The sequence below is a fragment of the Paraburkholderia sp. genome (assembly GCF_047605525.1).
GTDB lineage: Bacteria > Pseudomonadota > Gammaproteobacteria > Burkholderiales > Burkholderiaceae > Paraburkholderia.
The window spans coordinates 14,437-32,332 of record NZ_JASGFN010000002.1; the positions used below are offsets into that span (position 1 = coordinate 14,437).

Consider the following 17,896-nt stretch of genomic DNA (forward strand, 5'->3'; position numbering starts at 1 on the left):
GCGGCACGCCGTGCGCGGCGTGGCGGGCAAAGGCCGTCCCGGCCCGGGCGCCGGTCGCGCGAAGGGAGGAAGGCACAACTGCCGGATTTGGGAAAGCTGGATCAACGAAACGGGGAGTGCGCGATGGACATCATTCCAGTCACCCTGCTGACGGGTTTTCTCGGCAGCGGCAAGACGACGGTGCTGAACCGGCTGGTGCAGCAGCCGGAAATGGCGGATGCGCTGGTGCTGATCAACGAGTTCGGCGAGATCGGACTCGATCATCTGCTCGTCGCGCACAGTCGCGAAGACATCGTGGTCGAGATGAGCAGCGGCTGCCTGTGCTGCACGATCCGCGGCGATCTGGTGCGCACGCTCAAGGACATCCACTGGCGGTTCGCGCGCGAGGGCAAGCAGCAGTTCAGCCGCGTGGTGATCGAGACGACCGGGCTCGCGGATCCGGCGCCCATCGTGCATACGCTGGCGACGCACAGCGACCTGCGGGATCGCTACCGGCTCGACGGCCTCGTGACGACGATCGACGCCCGCAACGGCGAAGCGACGCTCGATTCGCACGTCGAGGCGGTCAAGCAGGCCGCGATGGCCGACAGGCTGCTGCTGACGAAGACGGATCTCGTGGATGCCGGCGCACTGGAGCGGCTCGCCAGCCGGCTGCATGCGATCAATCCGGCCGCGGAACTCATCCAGGTCAGTCACGGCGAACTGGCGGCGAGCCGGATACTGGATCTGGGCCTTTTCACGGCGGACGGCAAGATCGCGGACGTGGAACGCTGGCTTGCCGACGAGCAGTATCGGTCCGATGATCACGGCCATCATCATGGGGAAGATCATCACGACCACGGCCACGGACACGATCATCACGATACACATCATGATGGTCATGCCCACGCGCATCATGGGCACGAACACCCGCACCACCATCACGGGCATGAACACGACGTCAACCGCCACGACGACCAGATCCGGGCGTTCTGCTTCACGGTCGACGAGCCGATTCCGGAACAGGTGCTGACGGACTGGCTCGATGTTCTGCTGTCGCTGCTGGGCCCTTCGATGCTGCGGATCAAAGGCATCCTGAACATGCAGGGCGAGGACAGGCCGATCGTCATCCACGGCGTGCAGCACGTGTTCCATCCGCCGGTGCCGCTCGATGCGTGGCCGGGCGAGGACCGGCGCTCGCGGATCGTCTTCATCACACGCGCTGTCGAACGCCACACGATCGAGGAAACGTTCCGGCTGTTCAGCGAGGTGGGCGTCATCCGCGCGCAGGAGGCCCGGTCCGGATGACGCTGCCTGCCATCACGCTATACAACACGCTGACCCGGCGCCGGGAGCCGTTACGAACCGGCGTGCCGGACGCCGTCACGATGTACGTGTGTGGCCCCACGGTCTACGACTATGCGCATATCGGCAATGCCCGGCCGGCGGTCGTGTTCGACCTGCTTGCCCGACTGCTGCGCAGGCGTTACCGGTCCGTGCTGTACGCGCGCAACTTCACCGACGTCGATGACCGGATCAATGAAATGGCGCGCCGCGAAGGCGTGTCGATCGGCGGCGTCACGTCGCGGTATATCGACGCGTACCACCAGGACATGCAGTCGCTCGGCGTTCTTCGACCGGATATCGAGCCGCGGGTGACGGAGCATATCCCGGACATCGTCGAGCTCATCGGTGCGCTGATCGAGCGGCATCACGCGTATGTTGCGCAAGGACACGTGCTGTTCCATGTGCCGTCCTTTCCGGCATACGGCCGGCTGTCGGGACGCCGCACGCAGGAGATGATCGCCGGCGCGCGGGTGGAAGTCGCGCCCTTCAAGCGCGATCCGCTCGACTTCGTGCTCTGGAAACCGTCGACGGATGACCTGCCGGGCTGGGCGAGTCCCTGGGGGCGAGGCCGTCCGGGGTGGCACATCGAATGTTCGGCGATGATCGGACGGCATCTGGGACGCACGATCGACATCCATGGTGGCGGGCAGGACCTGATTTTCCCGCATCACGAGAACGAGATTGCGCAGGGCGTCTGTGCGCATGACGGCGAGCCGTATTGCCGGATGTGGGTGCACAACAGCTTCGTCACGGTCGACGGGCGGAAGATGTCCAAGTCGCTCGGCAACGTGCTGCTGGTGCGCGACCTGCTCGCGCACGCGCCCGGCGAAGCGATCCGGCTGGCGCTGCTCTCGACCCACTACCGTCATCCACTCGACTGGAGCGTGCAGCGGTTACAGGCGGCACACCGGACGCTGCGGCGGGCCTATGTGGCGCTCGATGCGGTGTCGGAACTTCCGCATCTGGGGACCGGACCCGACAGCGAGGTGGAGGCGGCACTCTCGAACGACCTGAACGTACCGCGCGCGCTCGCCCGTCTGTATCGGCTGCTGGAAGAGCTCGAGCAGGCGTCCCGGGGACCGGCCCGGCAGTGGGCGAAGGCGCGCTTGCTGGCGTCCGCACAGTTGCTCGGCCTGCTTCAGCAGGAACCGGCTCGGGCACTGGATGCGCTGCGCGGTTTTGCCGGTGAACTGCCCGCACCGGATGACGCATGGGTGGAATCGCTCGTCGCCCGCCGTACCGAAGCACGCCGGCAGCGCGCATTCGCCGAGGCCGACGCGCTGCGTGACGAACTGGTGCGTGCGGGTATCCAGCTCGAGGACACGCCTCACGGGACGGTCTGGCGTCGCAGTCATGGGGTAACCGCATGACGTGAAGCTCGTTCAACGAGCAACCCCTCGGCAACGGACGTACGGGGCGCGAGGATCAGACTTCACACGTGCGCGGATGAGTTTTCCAGAGCCCTCGAAAACCACGCCAGCACACGCTGCCTGTGCGCTTCGCCATACAGGCGTACAAACCGGTGCGTTTCGGCATGGTCTGTATCGCCGAGCACGCTCAGACGCTCCCGGATGAAGTCCGGTGTCAGCGGGATACCGCACTCGTGCTCGATGCAGTGCTGCCAGGTATCGAAAGTCTGCGGAATCGGTGAAGTCATCGGTACCCCCGGCGCTCGAACAGGATTTCATGTTAGCGAGGCCACTGCATTAACGCAACCGTGTTGCGTTAATGAGTCTGTATCCGCGGGCGCCGGTTGCGGCGCCCTCAGCGGACGGAGGTCGTTCCAGCCTGTGGGCTCACACGCTATGGCCCGCGCAGTCCCGGCAGGTGCCGTGGATGGTGACGGCGGAATTCGTGCTGTGCACGCCGCGGCGGCTCAGCTTGCGCTCGATGCGGGCCAGTACGCCGGCCAGTTCCGGATCCGCGGGGAGTGCGGAAATGCTGTGGCACTGGTCGCACTCGAAATAGCCGCTCGCGCCCTGGTGCTGCGCGAGCGCATGGCGCCAGGCGCGGTCCGATCCCTGAATGCGGATGAGCAGGCCGGCCGCGGTCAGCCGGTCGAGAATCCGGTACAGCGTCACGCGGTCCACCTTCGCGCCGTTTGCCGTGCCGGCCAGATCTCGCGCGAGTTCGTCGTGCGATCGCGGCAGTTCGATCCGTTCGAGGCATTCGAGCACGGCAACGCTGAGCGCCGTCGAGCGCAAGCCCGCCTCCCGCAGCCGGGAGGGCCAGTCGGTAACAGGTTGCGGCGCGGATGAGCGGGCGGGTCGACGGGTCGGCATGGATGAAGGTAACGGGAGGCGGGCTGACAGCGAAATCATACATCGTCCCGCCAATGGGGCGGCAAAGGCCGGGTGGACGGGATGCCTGCAATCAGGCTGCGGTCGGTGGCGCTTCGTCGAACAACTGCTGCAGGTCGTCTTGCGCGCCAACCGCCATCGAACGGCAGACCGCGGTGCGGCGGCCTCCCGTCCAACATTCGAACCGGTAGAGCGACCCGAACGCAAATCCGGGCGGCTGTGTTCCAGCGCCGAATACCGTTTCACCGCCCCGGCGGACGCTATCCGAAAGCCAGGAGAGCAGCCGGAGGTGATAGGGATTGCGGGCGATTTCGCCGCGATGGCAGGTGAGCGCCTCGATCAGCGTGACCACGTCGGCATTACCCAGTTCGACAAGCACATTGGGTCGTTCGAGCGTGCCCCAGAATTCGGTCTGCGCCAGCCAGACGGCACGGGAATAACGCTGCAGCGCGTCGCGCACGAGCCAGTGCACACCGATATGCGTGGCCGAGCCATCGCGTTCATGCGGGCAGAAGACGATTCGAGGCCGATATCCGTCGAGCAATGCGACGAGACGGTTGACGTCCCGGCTCCAGCCTTGCCAGTCCGTCTCGCGTCGCGCCGGGGTGACGGGGCCGCAATCGTCGAATGCCGGGTCGAGGAGCGCGAAGCCGAGCCGGGCGCAGGCGCGGCACAGCTCGTTCCAGCGCGCCCCACGGCGGGCGACATTGCTGCCGAGCGTCGCGGCAATGTTCAGCACCTCGAAGCCTGCCTCCCGCTGCAGCCGCAACGCGAGTCCGCCGGTCAGGCATTCGTCGTCGGGATGCGGCGAGACGATCAGGGCGAGCGGGCGTGTCCGGTCCGCGGGCCTCGCTGCCGGAACGGTTCGGGCAACGTCAGAAAGCGGGATCGGGTCACGCACCAGCGTACTGAAGGATTCGACGTAGGCCGCAATGCCTTGCTGTCCAGGGATGGCGGAATTCATGGCCGGTTCATCGGGAAGATCCGTGCAGGATGAAGGGACTGCCAGGCGCGATCGGAGCCAGCATCGTACGACGGCAGTTCCACGAACGGCAGCGGCACAGGTAATTGCGGCGGTGTTCGTCCGTGGCAGCGTGATCGAGCTGGAGACGGTAGTCGAAGCTCAGTTCCTCGCCGGTGCGGATCCCCCGTTTCGCGTAGAGGTACACGCGCACGACACCCTGACGGTCGTGTTCCTCGACCGCTTCGCAGTTGGGGGCGCAGCGGTGATTGATCCAGCGGGCCGCATTGTCACCGTTGCCCGCATCGATGCAGTAGCGACCGTTGCTCAGGGCAAACAGGAACGTGTGAAACGGATTTTCGGGATCGGCCGGATGCTGGCGCAGTACCGTGGCGTGGGTGATCCGCGCGCCCTTGTACTCGATGATGCGTGTACCGCGAGGAATGTCGATGAGGGCAAAGACACCGTTGCCGTGGATAGGACTGCGCCGGACCTGGATTCGTCGGGGCATGAGGGAAAGCGGGCTGATGTGTTGTGATCCTGGCAGCAGTATATCGTTGCTGGCGGGGATTATCGCAACAGTGTTGCATTAGATCAGCCTCGAACACGGCGTATCCGTTGCACCTTTCCCGATACTAGCCTCCTGTTGTGAGTGCACGGTGCTCATGGCCGCGCCGCTGCGTAGCATGATCGGCTGCGGGTGCGAGAGACCGGGCCGGGCTGCGGGCTTGCGCACGCACATGCTCGTGAGCGTCGGTGCCTGCCTGATCGCGGATACGGCTCCGCGGCCCGCATGCGGCGGCATCTCCTCGCTCGCTGCCAGCCGCGCTCGTAAATAGCGTGCCGCGAGCAACAGCCCATCGCTCAGTGACGTACACGGTTCCCAACCTTCCCAACCGGGCAACTCGCGCGCAAGCGAAACAGCACGCGCGGCGGCGCGACCCGGCGCCACCGCCATGACCACGCGAGCCCGCGCAGCAGATCGATTCCGTCGCGTGCCAGCGTACGTTCTTCGGCGAATAGCTCGAGCGCGCGCCACGTCGCGCGAAACGCTTCCCGCCACGGCAAACGCAGCCACGCGACCCACGCGGCGTTGCGCGCCAGCAGGCGGCGCCGCAAACCGCTGTCGCGCGCCCGCGACGGATGATGATGCACCGTCAACTGCTCGCAGTAGACGATCGCCTGGCCGAACGTCAGCACGTCGAGCGCAACGAGTTCTTCGCCGCCGATGAAAAGACGCGGCGCATAGCCGCCGACTGCCCGGAACAACGCGGCGCGAAACACGCACGCGCCCGCCATGTAGCCGGTCAGCGCGGGGCCGGGCAAGCCGTCGCCACCGAGCGTACTCGCGCGCATCGCATTGCAGGTCGGATCCGTCGCATCGCTTTCACCGACGACGACGCGTGCATTCAGCACGCCGGCGTTCGGCCATGCGTCGAGCAACTGCACCGCGCGTTCGAGCGAGCCGGGCGCCCACCAGGTGTCGTCGTCGCAGAACGCGACATATTCGGTGTCGGCACAGGCGGCACCGAGGTTGCGGCCCGCGGCACCGAGGTTGTCGCCGCATTCGACGACGCGTACTGTCGGATACCTTGCCTTGATGCGCGCGACCGTGTCGTCGGTCGAGCCGTTATCGGCGACGAAAATGGGCGGCTTCTCGGGCAGCGCCAGCAGTCGTTCCAGCGTCGCGCACAATTCGTCCGCGCGGTTATACGTAAGAACGACGACGGAAATACGCGGGTGCGGATAGACGGCTTCTTTTTCCATACTGGGCGTCGGTCGAGAATGAAATGGCAGCAGGAAACAGCAAGCGTCGTGCCTTACACGATGCTTGCCGCGCGGTGTTCAGCGCATCCGCGTCCAGCGGCGACCGGTATTGCGCGTCGCAAAAGCATTGATGCGCGTGCCGCGCGTCTCCCGCAGTGAGTAACCTCGTTCCGTCGGAGGATCGTGAAGCGCGGCCGCGGTCTGGTACATCGCTTGCTCGCTTCGCAGTTCAGCGACTGTCACTCTCTAATTGCCATGAGCACCCCATCCAGCCCACCCGGTCATAACCGCACCGTCGAAGTCCGCCAGGGACAGGTCACCAAACAACGGCACCGGCTCGGAGAATGGCTGCCGGGCGAGGAAGCGCATCTGGCACGTTACCGGATGGCGCTCGCCGCGAAAGCACGCGAGCGGGCGAGCACGGCGCCGCGCACGCGCGCGGTCGAGGAACTCGCGGCGCTGGTGCAGGGCGACCCCGTGCTGCGCATGGACATGACGCGGGCGATTACGCAGGCGCAAGAGGCGGGCTATGTACTCGGCTATGCGTCGATCGACGAACTGATGACGATCGTCGATTACCTGATGACCTACGCGCCGCCGTTCAGCGAATCCGATCTGATTCATTGCCCACTGAACGCGGTACTCGATTGGCCGATGTGCATGCCGTCAGGCTACGCGCTGTTTCGCGACCCGGCGCTCAACGCGCAACTCAAGCACGTGCTGAACTGCTGGTGCGGCTTCCTGAGCGGTCCCCATTCGCGCGAACATCTGAATACCGCGCCGCCCGATGGCTGGTTTTCTCCGGAAGCCGACAAACGGATCGGCCTCGCGCAATTCATTTGCGATCCCGACGAACCGTATGGGGGCTTTGCGTCGTGGAACGACTTCTTCACGCGGCGCTTTCGCGCGGGCGCGCGGCCCGTCGCCGGGCCGAACGACGACAAGCTGATCGTCAGCGCCTGCGAGGCTTCGCCGTACAGCGTCCAGCACGACGTCGAACTGGAGGACACGTTCTGGATCAAGTCGCAGCCGTATTCGCTCGTGGATATGCTCACGTCGCGCCAACGCGAATTGGCGCGATGCTTCGAAGGCGGTTCGATCTATCAGGCCTTTCTCAGCGCGTTCAATTATCACCGCTGGCATGCGCCGGTCAGCGGCGTCATTGCGCAAGCCTATGCGGTGGACGGCAGCTACTATTCGAACGCCGACAGCGAAGGCGAGGACCCGAGCGGGCTGAACGATTCGCAGGGTTATATCACGGCGCTCGCGGCGCGGGCGGTGATCGTGATCGACTGCGACGATCCGGCGGTGGGGAAGGTCGGCTGCGTGTTCGTCGGTATGGCGGACGTGTCGTCGTGCATCATCGAGGCACTGCCCGGTCAGCACGTCCGCAAGGGCGACGAGCTCGGCTTCTTCCAGTACGGCGGTTCGACCTTTTGCCTGATTTTCGAGCCCGGCGTGATCGACAGCTTCATGGTGGAACCGCCGTTCGACGGCAAGTCGCCGGTCAAGGTGAATGCGGCTATTGCAAAGGTGTCAGCGGCTAAAGCAGACCGAGGCGCGGCCCGGCGATAACGGCGCGCCCGCGAATTCATTTACGCAGCCGCGCGAATATGCCCGGCAAGTCGCAGGCAGGGAAAAAGATGTCGAGAAGAAAACTGAAATTGACGCGGTACTCGCCGCCCGCGGCGGCATCGCACGATGACTTTTCGATTTTCGTCACCGCGCGGCGCAGTGCGGATGGGCGGTTCTATGCGGGTCTGCTGGTGAGCCGCAAATGATTACCGTTGCCCAGCGAATTGCGTGAGTGCCCGACATGAAGGACGAACCGGTCTGGTTCCTGCTGATCGGCGCGCTGCTGACGTTCATGGCCATCGCGCGCGGGTCGATTCGCCGGTTGCCGCTGACCGGCGCGATGGTCTATCTGCTGGTCGGCGTGGCGATCGGGCCCGCGGCGTTCGGGCTCGTCGGCGTCGATCTGGTCGGCAACGACGCATTGCTGGCGATGCTCGCGGAAGTCGGCCTCGTCGTCTCGCTGTTTTCGATCGGCATGCATCTGCGCGTGCGGCTGCGCAATCCGCTGTGGCTGCTGCCGCTGCGTCTGGGCGGTCCCGCGATGCTCGTGACGGTCGCGCTGATGTTCGGCTTCATGGCGCTGCTGACGGGCCGCGCGGACGGCGCGGCGCTGTTTCTCGCGGCCGCGCTTGCGCCGACCGATCCGGTGCTCGCCAACGAATTGCGCGTCACCCAGGCCGGCGACGACGAACCCGTTCGCTTTGCGCTGTCCGGCGAAGGCGGATTGAACGATGGGGCCGCCTATCCGTTCGCGGTGCTCGGGTTGACGCTGGCGGGCGCGGACCTGTCCGGCGCCGGCGGCGCGGTACATTTCGCGGGCTCGGTCGCGTGGGGTATTGCGAGCGCGCTGGTGATCGGCGGCGTATTCGCGATCGTGTTCGCGCGCGCGATCTTTTTTCTGCGCACCCGCTATGGTGAAGCGCTCGGCCTCGACGGCTTTCTCGCGCTCGGCCTGATGTCGACGTCCTATGGGGCCGCGCTGCTGCTGCACGCATATGCATTCATCGCGGTGTTCGTCGCGGGCGTCGCGCTGCGTCACGAGGAATTGCGCGCGACAGGCGACAGAAACCCCGTGGAAGTACTGGAGGACGTAGAACGCGGCGAGCGGGCGGAGATCGCCAAAGATCCGGAAAAAGCGCACGCGTACCTCGCCGAATCGATGATGGGCTTCACGCTCGAAATGGAGCGGATCGCGGAGTTGTCGCTGATGCTGATCATCGGCTGCGTCGTGTCCGCGCATTGGCGCGACATGCTCGACGTTCGCGCGGTATTGCCCGCGATGTTTCTGTTCTTCGTCGCGCGACCGCTGTCCGTCGTGGTCGCGATGGCGGGCGCGCGCATCGACGGCAGTCAACGCCATCTGATCGCGTGGATGGGAATTCGCGGCGTCGGCGCTTTCTATTATCTGATGTTCGGCCTGCAACACGCGCGCGGTGCGATAGCGCCGCTATTGCCCGCCGTGCTCGATGCGATCGTGTTGTCCGTGCTGCTGCATGGCTCGACCGCGAACTATCTGTTGCGGCGGTATTTCGATCGGCGACGCTGACCCGGTGCGATAGCGCACCGGTTGCAGCAGACGACCGATCCGCGCGATCCAGGCTGAATCGGTTCGGGTATTCTCAATCGGCGCGCGCCACCCGAACTTTCGAATAAGGCAGTAGTGCGGCAAGCAGGGCGGCGATCGCGACGCTGAGCGCGAGACCGTAGAGCGCCAAGGTGAAGTCGGCCGTTCTGGCTCGCGCGACACCGACGAGCCACGGTGCGAAGAAGCCCGCCAGTCCGCTGATTGCATTGATCAGCGCCATGCCGCCCGCCGCGCCGGCGCCGGCCAGGAACGTCGGAGGAATCGTCCAGAACACGCTCAGCGAGCCGACGATGCCGCCCGCCGCAATGCAAATGAACAGGAACGACACGAACGGCATCGAGGAAGTCAGCCCGCTTGCCGCGAGACCGGCCGCGCCTATGGCGAGGGCGGTGGTCAGATGCCAGCGGCGCTCCATCGTCCGGTCGGAATGTTTGGCGTTGGCGATCATCGCAATCGCGCCGAGAATGAATGGAATCGCACTCACGAGGCCGATTTCGATGATCGACAGATCGGTGAGCTGCTTGATCACCTGCGGCAGCCACGTCGATACGCCGAAGAAGCCGATCCCTATGCAGCAGTACAAACCGCCCATCAGCCAGACTATCGGCGCCGTCATCGCCTTCTTGAACGTGGCGCTTCCGTTGGCCGCCGCCGCTGCCTGTTCGCCGGCCATCGTGCCGACGAGCCAGTTGCGTTCCTCGTGATTCAGCCAGCGGGCTTCCGAAGGCCGGTTGACCATGTAGAAGAACGCGATGATGCCGAGCGCGATCGCGGGCGCGCCCTCGACGATCATCATCCAGCGCCAGCCGGAAAAGCCGCCTTTCTCATGGAAGTGCGTAATGATCAAGGCGGAAATGGGCGAGCCGACGATGAGCGACACGATGTTCGCCGAATAGACCTGACTGATCGCCTTGCCGAGATGTTTGGCCGGAAACCACAGTGCGAGGTAATACAGCACCGAAGGAAAGAACCCGGCTTCGACGATGCCGAGAAGAAGACGCGCGGCATAAAGCTGCTGTGGCGTCTGTACGAAAGCCATGCCGACCGATACCAGACCCCACGTGAACATGATCCGCGCGAGCCAGGTACTGGCGCCGAACCGGTGCATCAGCATGTTGCTGGGCACTTCGAACAGGATATAGCCGAGATAGAAGATGCCGGCCGCGAACCCGAACATTTCCGGTCCCATGCCGAGTTCCTGATTCATCTGCAAAGCCGCGAAACCGATATTCGCGCGATCGAGATAGTTGATGAACCACGCGACGAAGATCAGCGGCACGAGCCGCCAGGTGATCCTGCCGATGAGTTTCTTTTCCGCGTCGTCGTCCAGCGCGATATCAGGTGTTTTACGCGCGGGAAGGTTGTCGTTCATATAAGCGGCCCCAGCGGAGGGTGCCATGGCGTCCGGTTCTTTCACGATGATCCTCGAACATTGAATAGGAAGGCAGACGTCGAACTTCTGCCGGGTTTTCCGTCAGGAGTTCGCCGTGCGGGTTCTGGCCGGGTTTGCGGTGTCAGTGACGCGCCGAAGATTCGCCCGGGCTCGCGGCGTAGGCAACGTACGGTCTATGCATTCGAATCACGCGGATTGCCGCGATGCGGTTTGCAGCGATTCCGCGAAATGGGCGACCGTATCGGCAAGCGAGTAACGAGTGGTAAATCCGAGTTCGCGCTGTGCCGCGCCGGCATCCGAAGGTGCCGGACGAACATGCGGGAACGCAGCGAAGCCGCCCGCGGGCAATTTGAGCTCCGCAATATCCAGCGATGGATAGCGCTCGCGTACCACGTCGATGAACTCGTCGAGCGAAAACCACCGGCCCGTGGCGATGTGGTAGACCCGTTGCGCCGGCGCCGGCGCATGGAGCGCCGCGACGTTGGCGGCGGCGCAATCGCGCGCGTCGACAAATTCCTCGCGGCCGTTCCACGTCAGAACCGGATCGTCGAGACGAGCCGCGATCCCGCTTTGTCCGGCCCGAAGCAGGCAGCCCAGCAGCTTGCCCGGTACGCTCGTCGCGGCCTCCGGCCCCGCGCCGAGCACCGCTGCGTAGCGCAGCACCACGACGTCGAGATCGTAGAGCGACGCATACGCGAGCGCCAGGTGTTCGCCGGCAATCTTGGTGGCCGCGTAAATGCTCGCGGGACGTTCGCTGACGATCCGATACGGGAAATCCTCGGGGATCGGCGTGGCGGGCAGCGATGCGAACGCCGAATACGTCACCGTCGTCGAACTGGCGATCACGACGCGCGCGAGCTTGCGCCGCCGCGCAATCTCGAGAACGTTGGCCGTTCCCATCGTGTTGACCCGGATGCCGGCGAGCGGATCGCGGCGAATCGCGGTGGACAGCAACGCCGCCGTGTGCACGATCGATACGACGCCGTGGTCGGCCACCAGTTGATCGAGCCTCGTCAGGTCGGTGACGTCGCACGACACCACCTCCAGCCCGTCCGCCTGCGCGGCCGGACCCGGCGCGATGTCGGCCAGCAGCACGTTTTCGCCCCGCGCCCGCAATCGGGCGGCCGTTAGCCTGCCGATCATCCCCGCGCCCGTAATCAGCACAGTCATCCTGCTCTCCTCTCTATCGCCGGATGGCAGCGCGCCTCGTTCAGCGTCTGCCTGATTGGACGCAACGATACGAGTGCAAATTTCCTGCGTCAATACAAATTAACTTAAATCTTATAAATTTATTGGTCGGTTATAAAGATGCTTGGAAAGAGAGTGCCCGGCTGCGAAGCCAGGACGTCCGCGGCGTGAATACGGTGATTTGGGATGCGAGTGGGAATTCGACGAGGTGCGTGAGGGGCGCGAGCCGATGCCGCGCCGCGCTTTTGCGACCGGCAGCGTTTGCCTGGCCTGGCGTGGCGGACGCCAATATTCACTTTCCGTGGCCGCAGGGCGATTCGGCCAGTATTAGGAGACGCTACGCCAATAGTTTCGAAATTTGCGTGGCGGCGCGTTTGACCGGCAACGCCAACGCTTCGTCATGCTCCGGCCGGTCGGCGAACATGCGCGACGGACCGGCGATACTGAGTGCCGCTACCGCGTTGCCCGCGGCGTCGACGATCGGCGCCGCGCATGAATCGATGCCCGCTTCGAGCCCCGAGTGGCTCCACGCGCAACCGTCCGCGCGTATCTGCGCGAGACGCTTCGAAAGCGTTTTGAACGAGGGTGCGTCGGGTTCCGACCAGACGCTCGTGCACATGCGCTCGATTTCCGCGTCGTCGAGCAGCGCGAGCATTGCGAGTCCGGGCGTCGCGCGATAAGCCGGCAGCCGGCTGCCGGCGCGTATCTGACTGACGAGCGGCGTGTCCGGCATTTCGGCCAGCGAGTAGACGATTTCCGCGTCTTCACGCATGACCAGATAGGCCGACATGCGCGTCGAGGCCGCCAGCTCCGGCAGCACCGCGCGCGCATGCGCGATCAGATCCGACGATCCCAGCGCCGCGGAAGCGAGCGTCAGAAACGGCAAGCCGAGGCGATGCCCGGCCGGCCCGTCGACGATCAATCCCAGCGCTTCGAGCGATGCGATCAGACGCATCAGCGTGATGCGATTCACGCCGAGCTGCCTTGCCGCCTCGCTCACGTTCTTCGTTTGTCCGCCTTCGGCAATGAAGCGCAATAGCCGGAACGAACGTTCGACGGTGTTCGAGGATTCGGTTGTGCGTTCGGAGCTGTCAGACATGCGATGGACGAAGAGCAGGGCGAGGAGCGGAGTAGAGGACCCGGATCATGCCACAGCAACGGTCCACGCATCGTAGCCGTAGACCCAGTCGGCGTTGCCGCCTTCCTTGAGCCAGTTGTTGCCGCGCGAGCCGATCTGGATACGCGCGGTGCGTTCGCGGCGCGCCTGTTCGTAGCGCGCGAGCGCGGCGCCGAGCGTCGCGCCGGACGCGCCGGCGAGCGCGCGCGACAGCACGACCGCGTCTTCGATCGCCATGCCAGCGCCCTGGGCCATGAACGGCATCATCGGATGGCAGGCGTCGCCGAGCAGCGTGAAGTTGCCGCGACTCCATTGCGGCAGCGGATCCCGCACGTACAGCGCCGAGGCGAGCACGGTATCGCAGGCGGCCAGCAGCGTCTTCGCGTCGGCATGGAAGTGCCGGTACGCGTCGCGCAGTGCGTCGGGGTCGCCGGGCGTGGTCCACGATTCGTGAGTCCAGTCGGTCTGCGCGGTCGTCGCGAAGATGAACACGTCGCGGCCGCGGTTCAGCGGGAACGTGACGATCTGCGATTCCGGCGTCGGGCCCCACCATTTGACGAAGGCGCCGGTTTCGATCCCCGCGAGACGCGTGGCGGGCACCACCGCGCGATACGACACGATGCCCGTGAACTGCGGCGCGTCGGGGCCGAGGATGAACTCGCGCACGCCGGAATGGATGCCGTCCGCGCCGATCACGAGATCGAAGCGCTGCTCGCTGCCGTCGGCGAGCGTCAGGGTCGCCGCGTCCTGTTCCTGCGCGAGTTTCGTCACGCGCTGGCCGAGCCGCAACGCGCCGGCGGGCATCGCGCCTTCGAGCGCGGCGATCACGTCCGCGCGGTGCATCGTCAATTGCGGGGCGCCGTACTTGATCTCGGCTTCATCCGACATCGGCAGATGCGACGTCACCTCGCCGGTATCCCACATGCGGCTGATGCGCGCCGACGGACGCGCGGCGGTTTCGCGCAGCGTCGCGCCGATACCGAGGCCGTCGAGCGCGCGCACCGCGTTCGGCGTCAGGTTGATGTCCGCGCCGACTCGCCCGAAACGTTCAGCCTGCTCGAACACGACCACGTCGTGCCCCTGCTTGTGCAGTGCAATCGCCGCGGCGAGTCCGCCGATACCCCCTCCATTGATTCCGATCTTCAGCATCTGTCTCTCCTTCCTATGTGTTCATAAATGAACATAGTGATATTAATTTGAACAGATGCGATTGTGGCGAGGTTTGGTGGGGAATGCAACGTTTTTTACTGGACTCTTGTTTATGTGTGGTTGCGCGGGGGCGGGCGAGAGAGTTTCCCGGGCGTCAGAAACGAATACGGCCGCTGATTTCAGCGGCCGTCGAACGGAATGCCACGGGCGGCCGGACGTTACGCCGGTTGCTATGTCCGCATCACTGTGTCGGGCGATCTTCCGACCATACGCTGGCGAGTGATGCGTACCTTCACACCTGCGGTGCGGGCACCCGTGGTTCGATCATTGTGACTCAAACGTTATTTCCCGACCCGCGCCTGCAAGTGCGCGGGATATCGATCGCCCCGAACCGTAATCTTCGACAACGCAGCTTCGATCTCGCGCAGATCGTCTGCGCTGAGTTCAATGGACGCGCCGCCGATGTTCTCTTCGAGCCGATGCAGCTTCGTGGTCCCGGGAATCGGCGCGATCCACGGTTTGCGCGCGAGCAGCCACGCGAGCGCGATCTGCGCGGGCGTCGCTTTCCGTTGCGATGCGATCTGCGCCAGCACATCGACGAGCTCCCGATTGGACTTGCGGTTCTCTTCCGAGAAGCGCGGCACGACGTTGCGGAAGTCGCTTTCGTCGAAGCGGGTGGTTTCGTTGATTGCGCCTGTCAGAAAGCCCTTGCCGAGCGGGCTGAAAGGCACGAAGCCAATCCCCAGCTCTTCCAGCAGCGGCAGGATCGCGTTCTCGGGTTCGCGCCACCATAGCGAATACTCGCTTTGCAGCGCCGCCACCGGCTGCACCGCATGCGCACGGCGAATCGACTCCGCGCCGGCTTCCGATAGACCGAAATGCCTGACCTTGCCCTGCTGGATCAAATCCTTGACGGTCCCCGCAACGTCTTCGATGGACACGCCGGGATCGACGCGGTGCTGATAGAGCAGATCGATATGGTCGCTTCGCAGCCGCTTCAAGGCGGCGTCCGTGACCGCGCGGATGTTCTCCGGCCTGCTGTTCAGGCCTTTTTGCACGTCGCCGCCTTCGAAGCCGAATTTCGTCGCGATCACGACCTGATCGCGAAACGGTTCGAGCGCTTCGCCCAACAGCGTTTCGTTCGCGCCCTGCGCATAGGCTTCGGCGGTGTCGAAGAACGTGACGCCGCGCTCGAACGCGGTGCGGATCAACGTGATGGCCGCCTGCTTCCCGGTGGCCGGGCCGTAACCGTAGCTCAACCCCATGCAGCCGAGTCCGAGGGCGGAAACTTCCAGCCCGCTTTTTCCAAGTACGCGCTTGTGCATCGATTTCTCCTTCATTGAGCGTCCGTCACTGCAATCTATCAGCGTCCCGTCATGCAATTAAGAGCTAAAATCCGCATGAAGACATAAGACAGGCTAATGAATGGCGCGCTCTGATCTATCGGACATCATGGCTTTTCTGTCCATCGCCCGCGAAGGCAGTTTCACGAAGGCCGCCGCGAAGCTCGGCGTGTCCCAATCCGCGCTGAGCCAGACCGTGCGCAACCTGGAAGCGAGGCTGGGGCTCCGGCTTCTGATGCGGACGACGCGCAAGGTGGCGCCCACGGAGGCGGGCGAGCGGCTGATCCGGACGGTAGGGCTCCGGCTCGAGGAAGTCGAGGCCGAACTGGCGGCGCTTACCGCGTTGCGCGACAAACCCGCGGGCACCGTGCGCATCGCGGCCGGAGAACACGCCGCCGAGACGATTCTCTGGCCGGTCATCGAACGTCTTCTGCCCGACTATCCGGACATCGCGATAGAAGTTTTCGTGGATAACGGCCTGACGGACATCGTCGCCCAGCGGCTCGATGCAGGCGTGCGCCTCGGTGAGCAGGTCGCGAAAGATATGGTCGCGGTGCGCATCGGACCCGATATGCGCATGGCCGTCGTCGGCACGCCCGGCTACTTCAGGCGGCGCGCGAAGCCCCGGACTCCGCGGGATCTCACTGCGCATAACTGCATCAACATCCGCTTGCCGACGGCCGGCGGCATTTATGCGTGGGAGTTCGAGAAGGCAGGGCATGCGCTCAAGGCGCGCGTCGAAGGCCAGCTCGTGTTCAATACCGCGACGATGGCCATGAGAGCCGCGCTCGCGGGGGTGGGCCTGGCCTTCGTTCCCGAGAGTCGTGTTCTGGAGCACATCGCGAACGGCGAGCTGATTCGTGTGTTGCTCGACTGGTGTCCGTTCTTTCCCGGTTATCACCTGTACTACCCGAGCCGCCGCCAGCCGACTCCCGCGTTTGCCGTGTTCGCCGATGCATTGCGTCAGTCGGTGTAGTCCGTTTCATCGTCACCTCCCCAACGCCACCGCCACCCGCTCGCGCAACACCGGCAACACCTCACCCTCGAACCACGGATTGCGCTTGAACCACGCGACATTGCGTGGCGACGGATGCGGCAGCGGCACGACCGCCGGCCCGAACTCGCGCCATCGCACGAGCGTATCGGTCGACGTCGGCCCGAACGCATCGCCGAGTCCGAACCGTTGCGCGTACTGTCCGATCAGCAGCGTCAGCCGGATCGAGCGCATATGCGCAAGCAACTCGCGATGCCAGCGGCTCGCGCACTCCGGGCGCGGCGGCAGATCTCCGCTCGCGCCTCGGCCCGGAAAGCAGAAGGCCATCGGCACGATCGCGAATTTCGACGCGTCGTAAAAGGTGGCGTCGTCGACGCCGAGCCATGTGCGCAGGCGCGCGCCACTCGCGTCGCTCCATGGCACTCCCGATGCATGCACCCGCGCGCCCGGCGCCTGGCCGATGACCAGAATGCGTGCCTGTTCAGATGCTGCCAGCACGGGGCGTGGCGGATGCGGCAGCATCGGCGAGCACAGCGTGCAGGCGCGAATGTCGCGTAGCAGGAGTTCGAGCGTTGCGGGTTTCGCCGCACGTTTGGTGGTTACAGCCATACAGTGGTGCGATATGACAGACGGGCAGCCGTGCCGCAGGCCGGCTCAGTTCGCCGCTCGAGCCGGATAGATCAGCGTGCCGTCGGGTTGAGGTTGCGCCCCCGGTGTCATCGTGGCGGTGGGGGTGTGATGCGCGTCCATGATGTGCAGCACGGTTTCGTGGTGCATCAGCAGATAGTCCGTGATGATACGCCGGTGGCAACGCCACCAGACCGCTTCCGAGCACATGATCGCGCAGCGCTGCCGATGACCGAGCGCGAGAAGCTGCGCCAGTCCGTCGCGGAACGCGTCGCTCATTGCATAGTCCGCGTAATTGCGAAAGGCCGGATGCGTCCAGTACGTGTTGGGCGACGGCGCCTCGTTCTTGCGCGTGCCGCGGCGTCCGCCCAGGGCCGCGAGATGCACGTAGTCGATATGCGCCGGCGCGAGCGCCGCCGGTAGCGTGTCGCGATTGAACTGCGGATTGGTGCGCGAGCGCGGAATGCTGCGCACGTCCGCGAGTACTTCGATCTCCGAGCCTTTCAGCAGATCGATGAATTCCTGCAACGGGCGCGTCGAGTGACCGATCGTGAAAAAAGGGCGTTTCATC

At 64.8% G+C, this 17,896-nt stretch carries 18 protein-coding genes and 1 pseudogene; 7 read left to right on the plus strand and 12 right to left on the minus strand.

The annotated features are described in order from the left end of the window. The first annotated feature begins 123 nt into the window (after window positions 1-123). Together QM685_RS02405 and cysS are read left to right on the plus strand one after the other, a co-directional pair. The gene (locus QM685_RS02405) at window positions 124-1,287 is read left to right on the plus strand and encodes a CobW family GTP-binding protein (RefSeq protein WP_415112357.1); all 1,164 of its coding nucleotides are present in this window, start codon (window positions 124-126) and stop codon (window positions 1,285-1,287) included. Next, window positions 1,284-2,696 (plus strand): cysteine--tRNA ligase, encoded by a 1,413-nt coding sequence (gene cysS, locus QM685_RS02410; protein WP_415112359.1) that lies wholly within the window; start codon window positions 1,284-1,286, stop codon window positions 2,694-2,696. Before QM685_RS02405 ends, cysS begins: the two co-directional genes overlap by 4 nt. A 62-nt stretch (window positions 2,697-2,758) precedes the next feature. Here cysS and QM685_RS02415 read toward each other — a convergent pair whose 3' ends face one another. The 4 genes from QM685_RS02415 to QM685_RS02430 all read right to left on the minus strand — a co-directional run bounded on the left by QM685_RS02415 (window position 2,759) and on the right by QM685_RS02430 (window position 5,098). Then, the gene (locus QM685_RS02415) at window positions 2,759-2,983 is read right to left on the minus strand and encodes a hypothetical protein (RefSeq protein ID WP_415112361.1); all 225 of its coding nucleotides are present in this window, start codon (window positions 2,981-2,983) and stop codon (window positions 2,759-2,761) included. Window positions 2,984-3,122: 139 nt separating this feature from the next. Beyond that, window positions 3,123-3,608 (minus strand): Fur family transcriptional regulator, encoded by a 486-nt coding sequence (locus QM685_RS02420; protein WP_415112363.1) that lies wholly within the window; start codon window positions 3,606-3,608, stop codon window positions 3,123-3,125. Between the two features lie 91 nt (window positions 3,609-3,699). Beyond that, a complete protein-coding gene (locus tag QM685_RS02425; protein WP_415112365.1) occupies window positions 3,700-4,590 on the minus strand; it encodes a PIG-L deacetylase family protein in 891 nt (296 codons plus the stop codon). A gap of 7 nt (window positions 4,591-4,597) precedes the next feature. After that, window positions 4,598-5,098, minus strand: a complete 501-nt coding sequence (locus QM685_RS02430) for an SET domain-containing protein (RefSeq protein ID WP_415112367.1) — start codon at window positions 5,096-5,098, stop codon at window positions 4,598-4,600. Window positions 5,099-5,252: 154 nt separating this feature from the next. Between QM685_RS02430 and QM685_RS02435 the strand changes: the two are divergent. After that, window positions 5,253-5,357 (plus strand): annotated as a pseudogene (locus QM685_RS02435) (MgtC/SapB family protein); the annotation flags it as partial. A 94-nt stretch (window positions 5,358-5,451) separates the two neighbouring features. Here the strand turns inward: QM685_RS02435 and QM685_RS02440 are convergent. After that, the gene (locus tag QM685_RS02440; RefSeq protein ID WP_415112369.1) at window positions 5,452-6,354 is read right to left on the minus strand and encodes a glycosyltransferase family 2 protein; all 903 of its coding nucleotides are present in this window, start codon (window positions 6,352-6,354) and stop codon (window positions 5,452-5,454) included. Between the two features lie 255 nt (window positions 6,355-6,609). On the opposite strand from QM685_RS02440, the gene QM685_RS02445 reads away from it, so the two are divergent. The 3 genes from QM685_RS02445 to QM685_RS02455 are packed head-to-tail and all read left to right on the plus strand — an operon-like array spanning window position 6,610 to window position 9,475. Beyond that, window positions 6,610-7,929 (plus strand): phosphatidylserine decarboxylase family protein, encoded by a 1,320-nt coding sequence (locus QM685_RS02445; RefSeq protein WP_415112371.1) that lies wholly within the window; start codon window positions 6,610-6,612, stop codon window positions 7,927-7,929. A gap of 38 nt (window positions 7,930-7,967) precedes the next feature. Then, on the plus strand, window positions 7,968-8,135 hold the full coding sequence (locus QM685_RS02450; RefSeq protein WP_415112373.1) for a hypothetical protein: 168 nt from the start codon (window positions 7,968-7,970) through the stop codon (window positions 8,133-8,135). 35 nt (window positions 8,136-8,170) lie between these two features. Beyond that, window positions 8,171-9,475, plus strand: coding sequence for a cation:proton antiporter (locus QM685_RS02455; protein ID WP_415112375.1), 1,305 nt, complete (start codon window positions 8,171-8,173; stop codon window positions 9,473-9,475). A 73-nt stretch (window positions 9,476-9,548) separates the two neighbouring features. Here the strand turns inward: QM685_RS02455 and QM685_RS02460 are convergent, their stop codons facing one another. The 5 genes from QM685_RS02460 to QM685_RS02480 form a co-directional block, all read right to left on the minus strand. Beyond that, window positions 9,549-10,886: an MFS transporter gene (locus QM685_RS02460; protein WP_415112377.1), complete on the minus strand. Its 1,338-nt coding sequence runs from the start codon at window positions 10,884-10,886 to the stop codon at window positions 9,549-9,551. 207 nt (window positions 10,887-11,093) lie between these two features. Next, a complete protein-coding gene (locus QM685_RS02465; RefSeq protein WP_415112379.1) occupies window positions 11,094-12,077 on the minus strand; it encodes an NAD-dependent epimerase/dehydratase family protein in 984 nt (327 codons plus the stop codon). A 355-nt stretch (window positions 12,078-12,432) separates the two neighbouring features. Continuing rightward, a complete protein-coding gene (locus QM685_RS02470) occupies window positions 12,433-13,194 on the minus strand; it encodes an IclR family transcriptional regulator (RefSeq protein ID WP_415112381.1) in 762 nt (253 codons plus the stop codon). Window positions 13,195-13,239: 45 nt separating this feature from the next. Beyond that, window positions 13,240-14,361, minus strand: coding sequence for an FAD-dependent monooxygenase (locus QM685_RS02475; RefSeq protein ID WP_415112383.1), 1,122 nt, complete (start codon window positions 14,359-14,361; stop codon window positions 13,240-13,242). 341 nt (window positions 14,362-14,702) lie between these two features. Beyond that, window positions 14,703-15,686, minus strand: a complete 984-nt coding sequence (locus QM685_RS02480) for an aldo/keto reductase (RefSeq protein ID WP_415112385.1) — start codon at window positions 15,684-15,686, stop codon at window positions 14,703-14,705. 100 nt (window positions 15,687-15,786) lie between these two features. Between QM685_RS02480 and QM685_RS02485 the strand changes: the two genes are divergently transcribed. Then, window positions 15,787-16,680 (plus strand): LysR family transcriptional regulator, encoded by an 894-nt coding sequence (locus QM685_RS02485; protein ID WP_415112387.1) that lies wholly within the window; start codon window positions 15,787-15,789, stop codon window positions 16,678-16,680. Window positions 16,681-16,692: 12 nt separating this feature from the next. Here QM685_RS02485 and QM685_RS02490 read toward each other — a convergent pair whose 3' ends face one another. Both QM685_RS02490 and QM685_RS02495 read right to left on the minus strand, forming a co-directional pair. Next, on the minus strand, window positions 16,693-17,307 hold the full coding sequence (locus QM685_RS02490; protein ID WP_415112389.1) for a uracil-DNA glycosylase family protein: 615 nt from the start codon (window positions 17,305-17,307) through the stop codon (window positions 16,693-16,695). A 45-nt stretch (window positions 17,308-17,352) separates the two neighbouring features. Next, window positions 17,353-17,895 carry a DUF488 family protein gene (locus QM685_RS02495; protein ID WP_415113088.1) on the minus strand — a complete coding sequence of 181 codons (543 nt, stop codon included), beginning with the start codon at window positions 17,893-17,895 and terminating at the stop codon, window positions 17,353-17,355. Window position 17,896 lies beyond the last annotated feature (1 nt).

Coding starts and splice junctions, on each gene's coding strand:
- QM685_RS02405 (WP_415112357.1), top strand. CDS start 124: ATGGACATCATTCCAGTCACCCTGCTGACGGGTTTTCTCGGCAGCGGC.
- cysS (WP_415112359.1), top strand. CDS start 1,284: ATGACGCTGCCTGCCATCACGCTATACAACACGCTGACCCGGCGCCGG.
- QM685_RS02415 (WP_415112361.1), bottom strand. CDS start 2,983: ATGACTTCACCGATTCCGCAGACTTTCGATACCTGGCAGCACTGCATC.
- QM685_RS02420 (WP_415112363.1), bottom strand. CDS start 3,608: ATGCCGACCCGTCGACCCGCCCGCTCATCCGCGCCGCAACCTGTTACC.
- QM685_RS02425 (WP_415112365.1), bottom strand. CDS start 4,590: ATGAATTCCGCCATCCCTGGACAGCAAGGCATTGCGGCCTACGTCGAA.
- QM685_RS02430 (WP_415112367.1), bottom strand. CDS start 5,098: ATGCCCCGACGAATCCAGGTCCGGCGCAGTCCTATCCACGGCAACGGT.
- QM685_RS02440 (WP_415112369.1), bottom strand. CDS start 6,354: ATGGAAAAAGAAGCCGTCTATCCGCACCCGCGTATTTCCGTCGTCGTT.
- QM685_RS02445 (WP_415112371.1), top strand. CDS start 6,610: ATGAGCACCCCATCCAGCCCACCCGGTCATAACCGCACCGTCGAAGTC.
- QM685_RS02450 (WP_415112373.1), top strand. CDS start 7,968: ATGCCCGGCAAGTCGCAGGCAGGGAAAAAGATGTCGAGAAGAAAACTG.
- QM685_RS02455 (WP_415112375.1), top strand. CDS start 8,171: ATGAAGGACGAACCGGTCTGGTTCCTGCTGATCGGCGCGCTGCTGACG.
- QM685_RS02460 (WP_415112377.1), bottom strand. CDS start 10,886: ATGAACGACAACCTTCCCGCGCGTAAAACACCTGATATCGCGCTGGAC.
- QM685_RS02465 (WP_415112379.1), bottom strand. CDS start 12,077: ATGACTGTGCTGATTACGGGCGCGGGGATGATCGGCAGGCTAACGGCC.
- QM685_RS02470 (WP_415112381.1), bottom strand. CDS start 13,194: ATGTCTGACAGCTCCGAACGCACAACCGAATCCTCGAACACCGTCGAA.
- QM685_RS02475 (WP_415112383.1), bottom strand. CDS start 14,361: ATGCTGAAGATCGGAATCAATGGAGGGGGTATCGGCGGACTCGCCGCG.
- QM685_RS02480 (WP_415112385.1), bottom strand. CDS start 15,686: ATGCACAAGCGCGTACTTGGAAAAAGCGGGCTGGAAGTTTCCGCCCTC.
- QM685_RS02485 (WP_415112387.1), top strand. CDS start 15,787: ATGGCGCGCTCTGATCTATCGGACATCATGGCTTTTCTGTCCATCGCC.
- QM685_RS02490 (WP_415112389.1), bottom strand. CDS start 17,307: ATGGCTGTAACCACCAAACGTGCGGCGAAACCCGCAACGCTCGAACTC.
- QM685_RS02495 (WP_415113088.1), bottom strand. CDS start 17,895: ATGAAACGCCCTTTTTTCACGATCGGTCACTCGACGCGCCCGTTGCAG.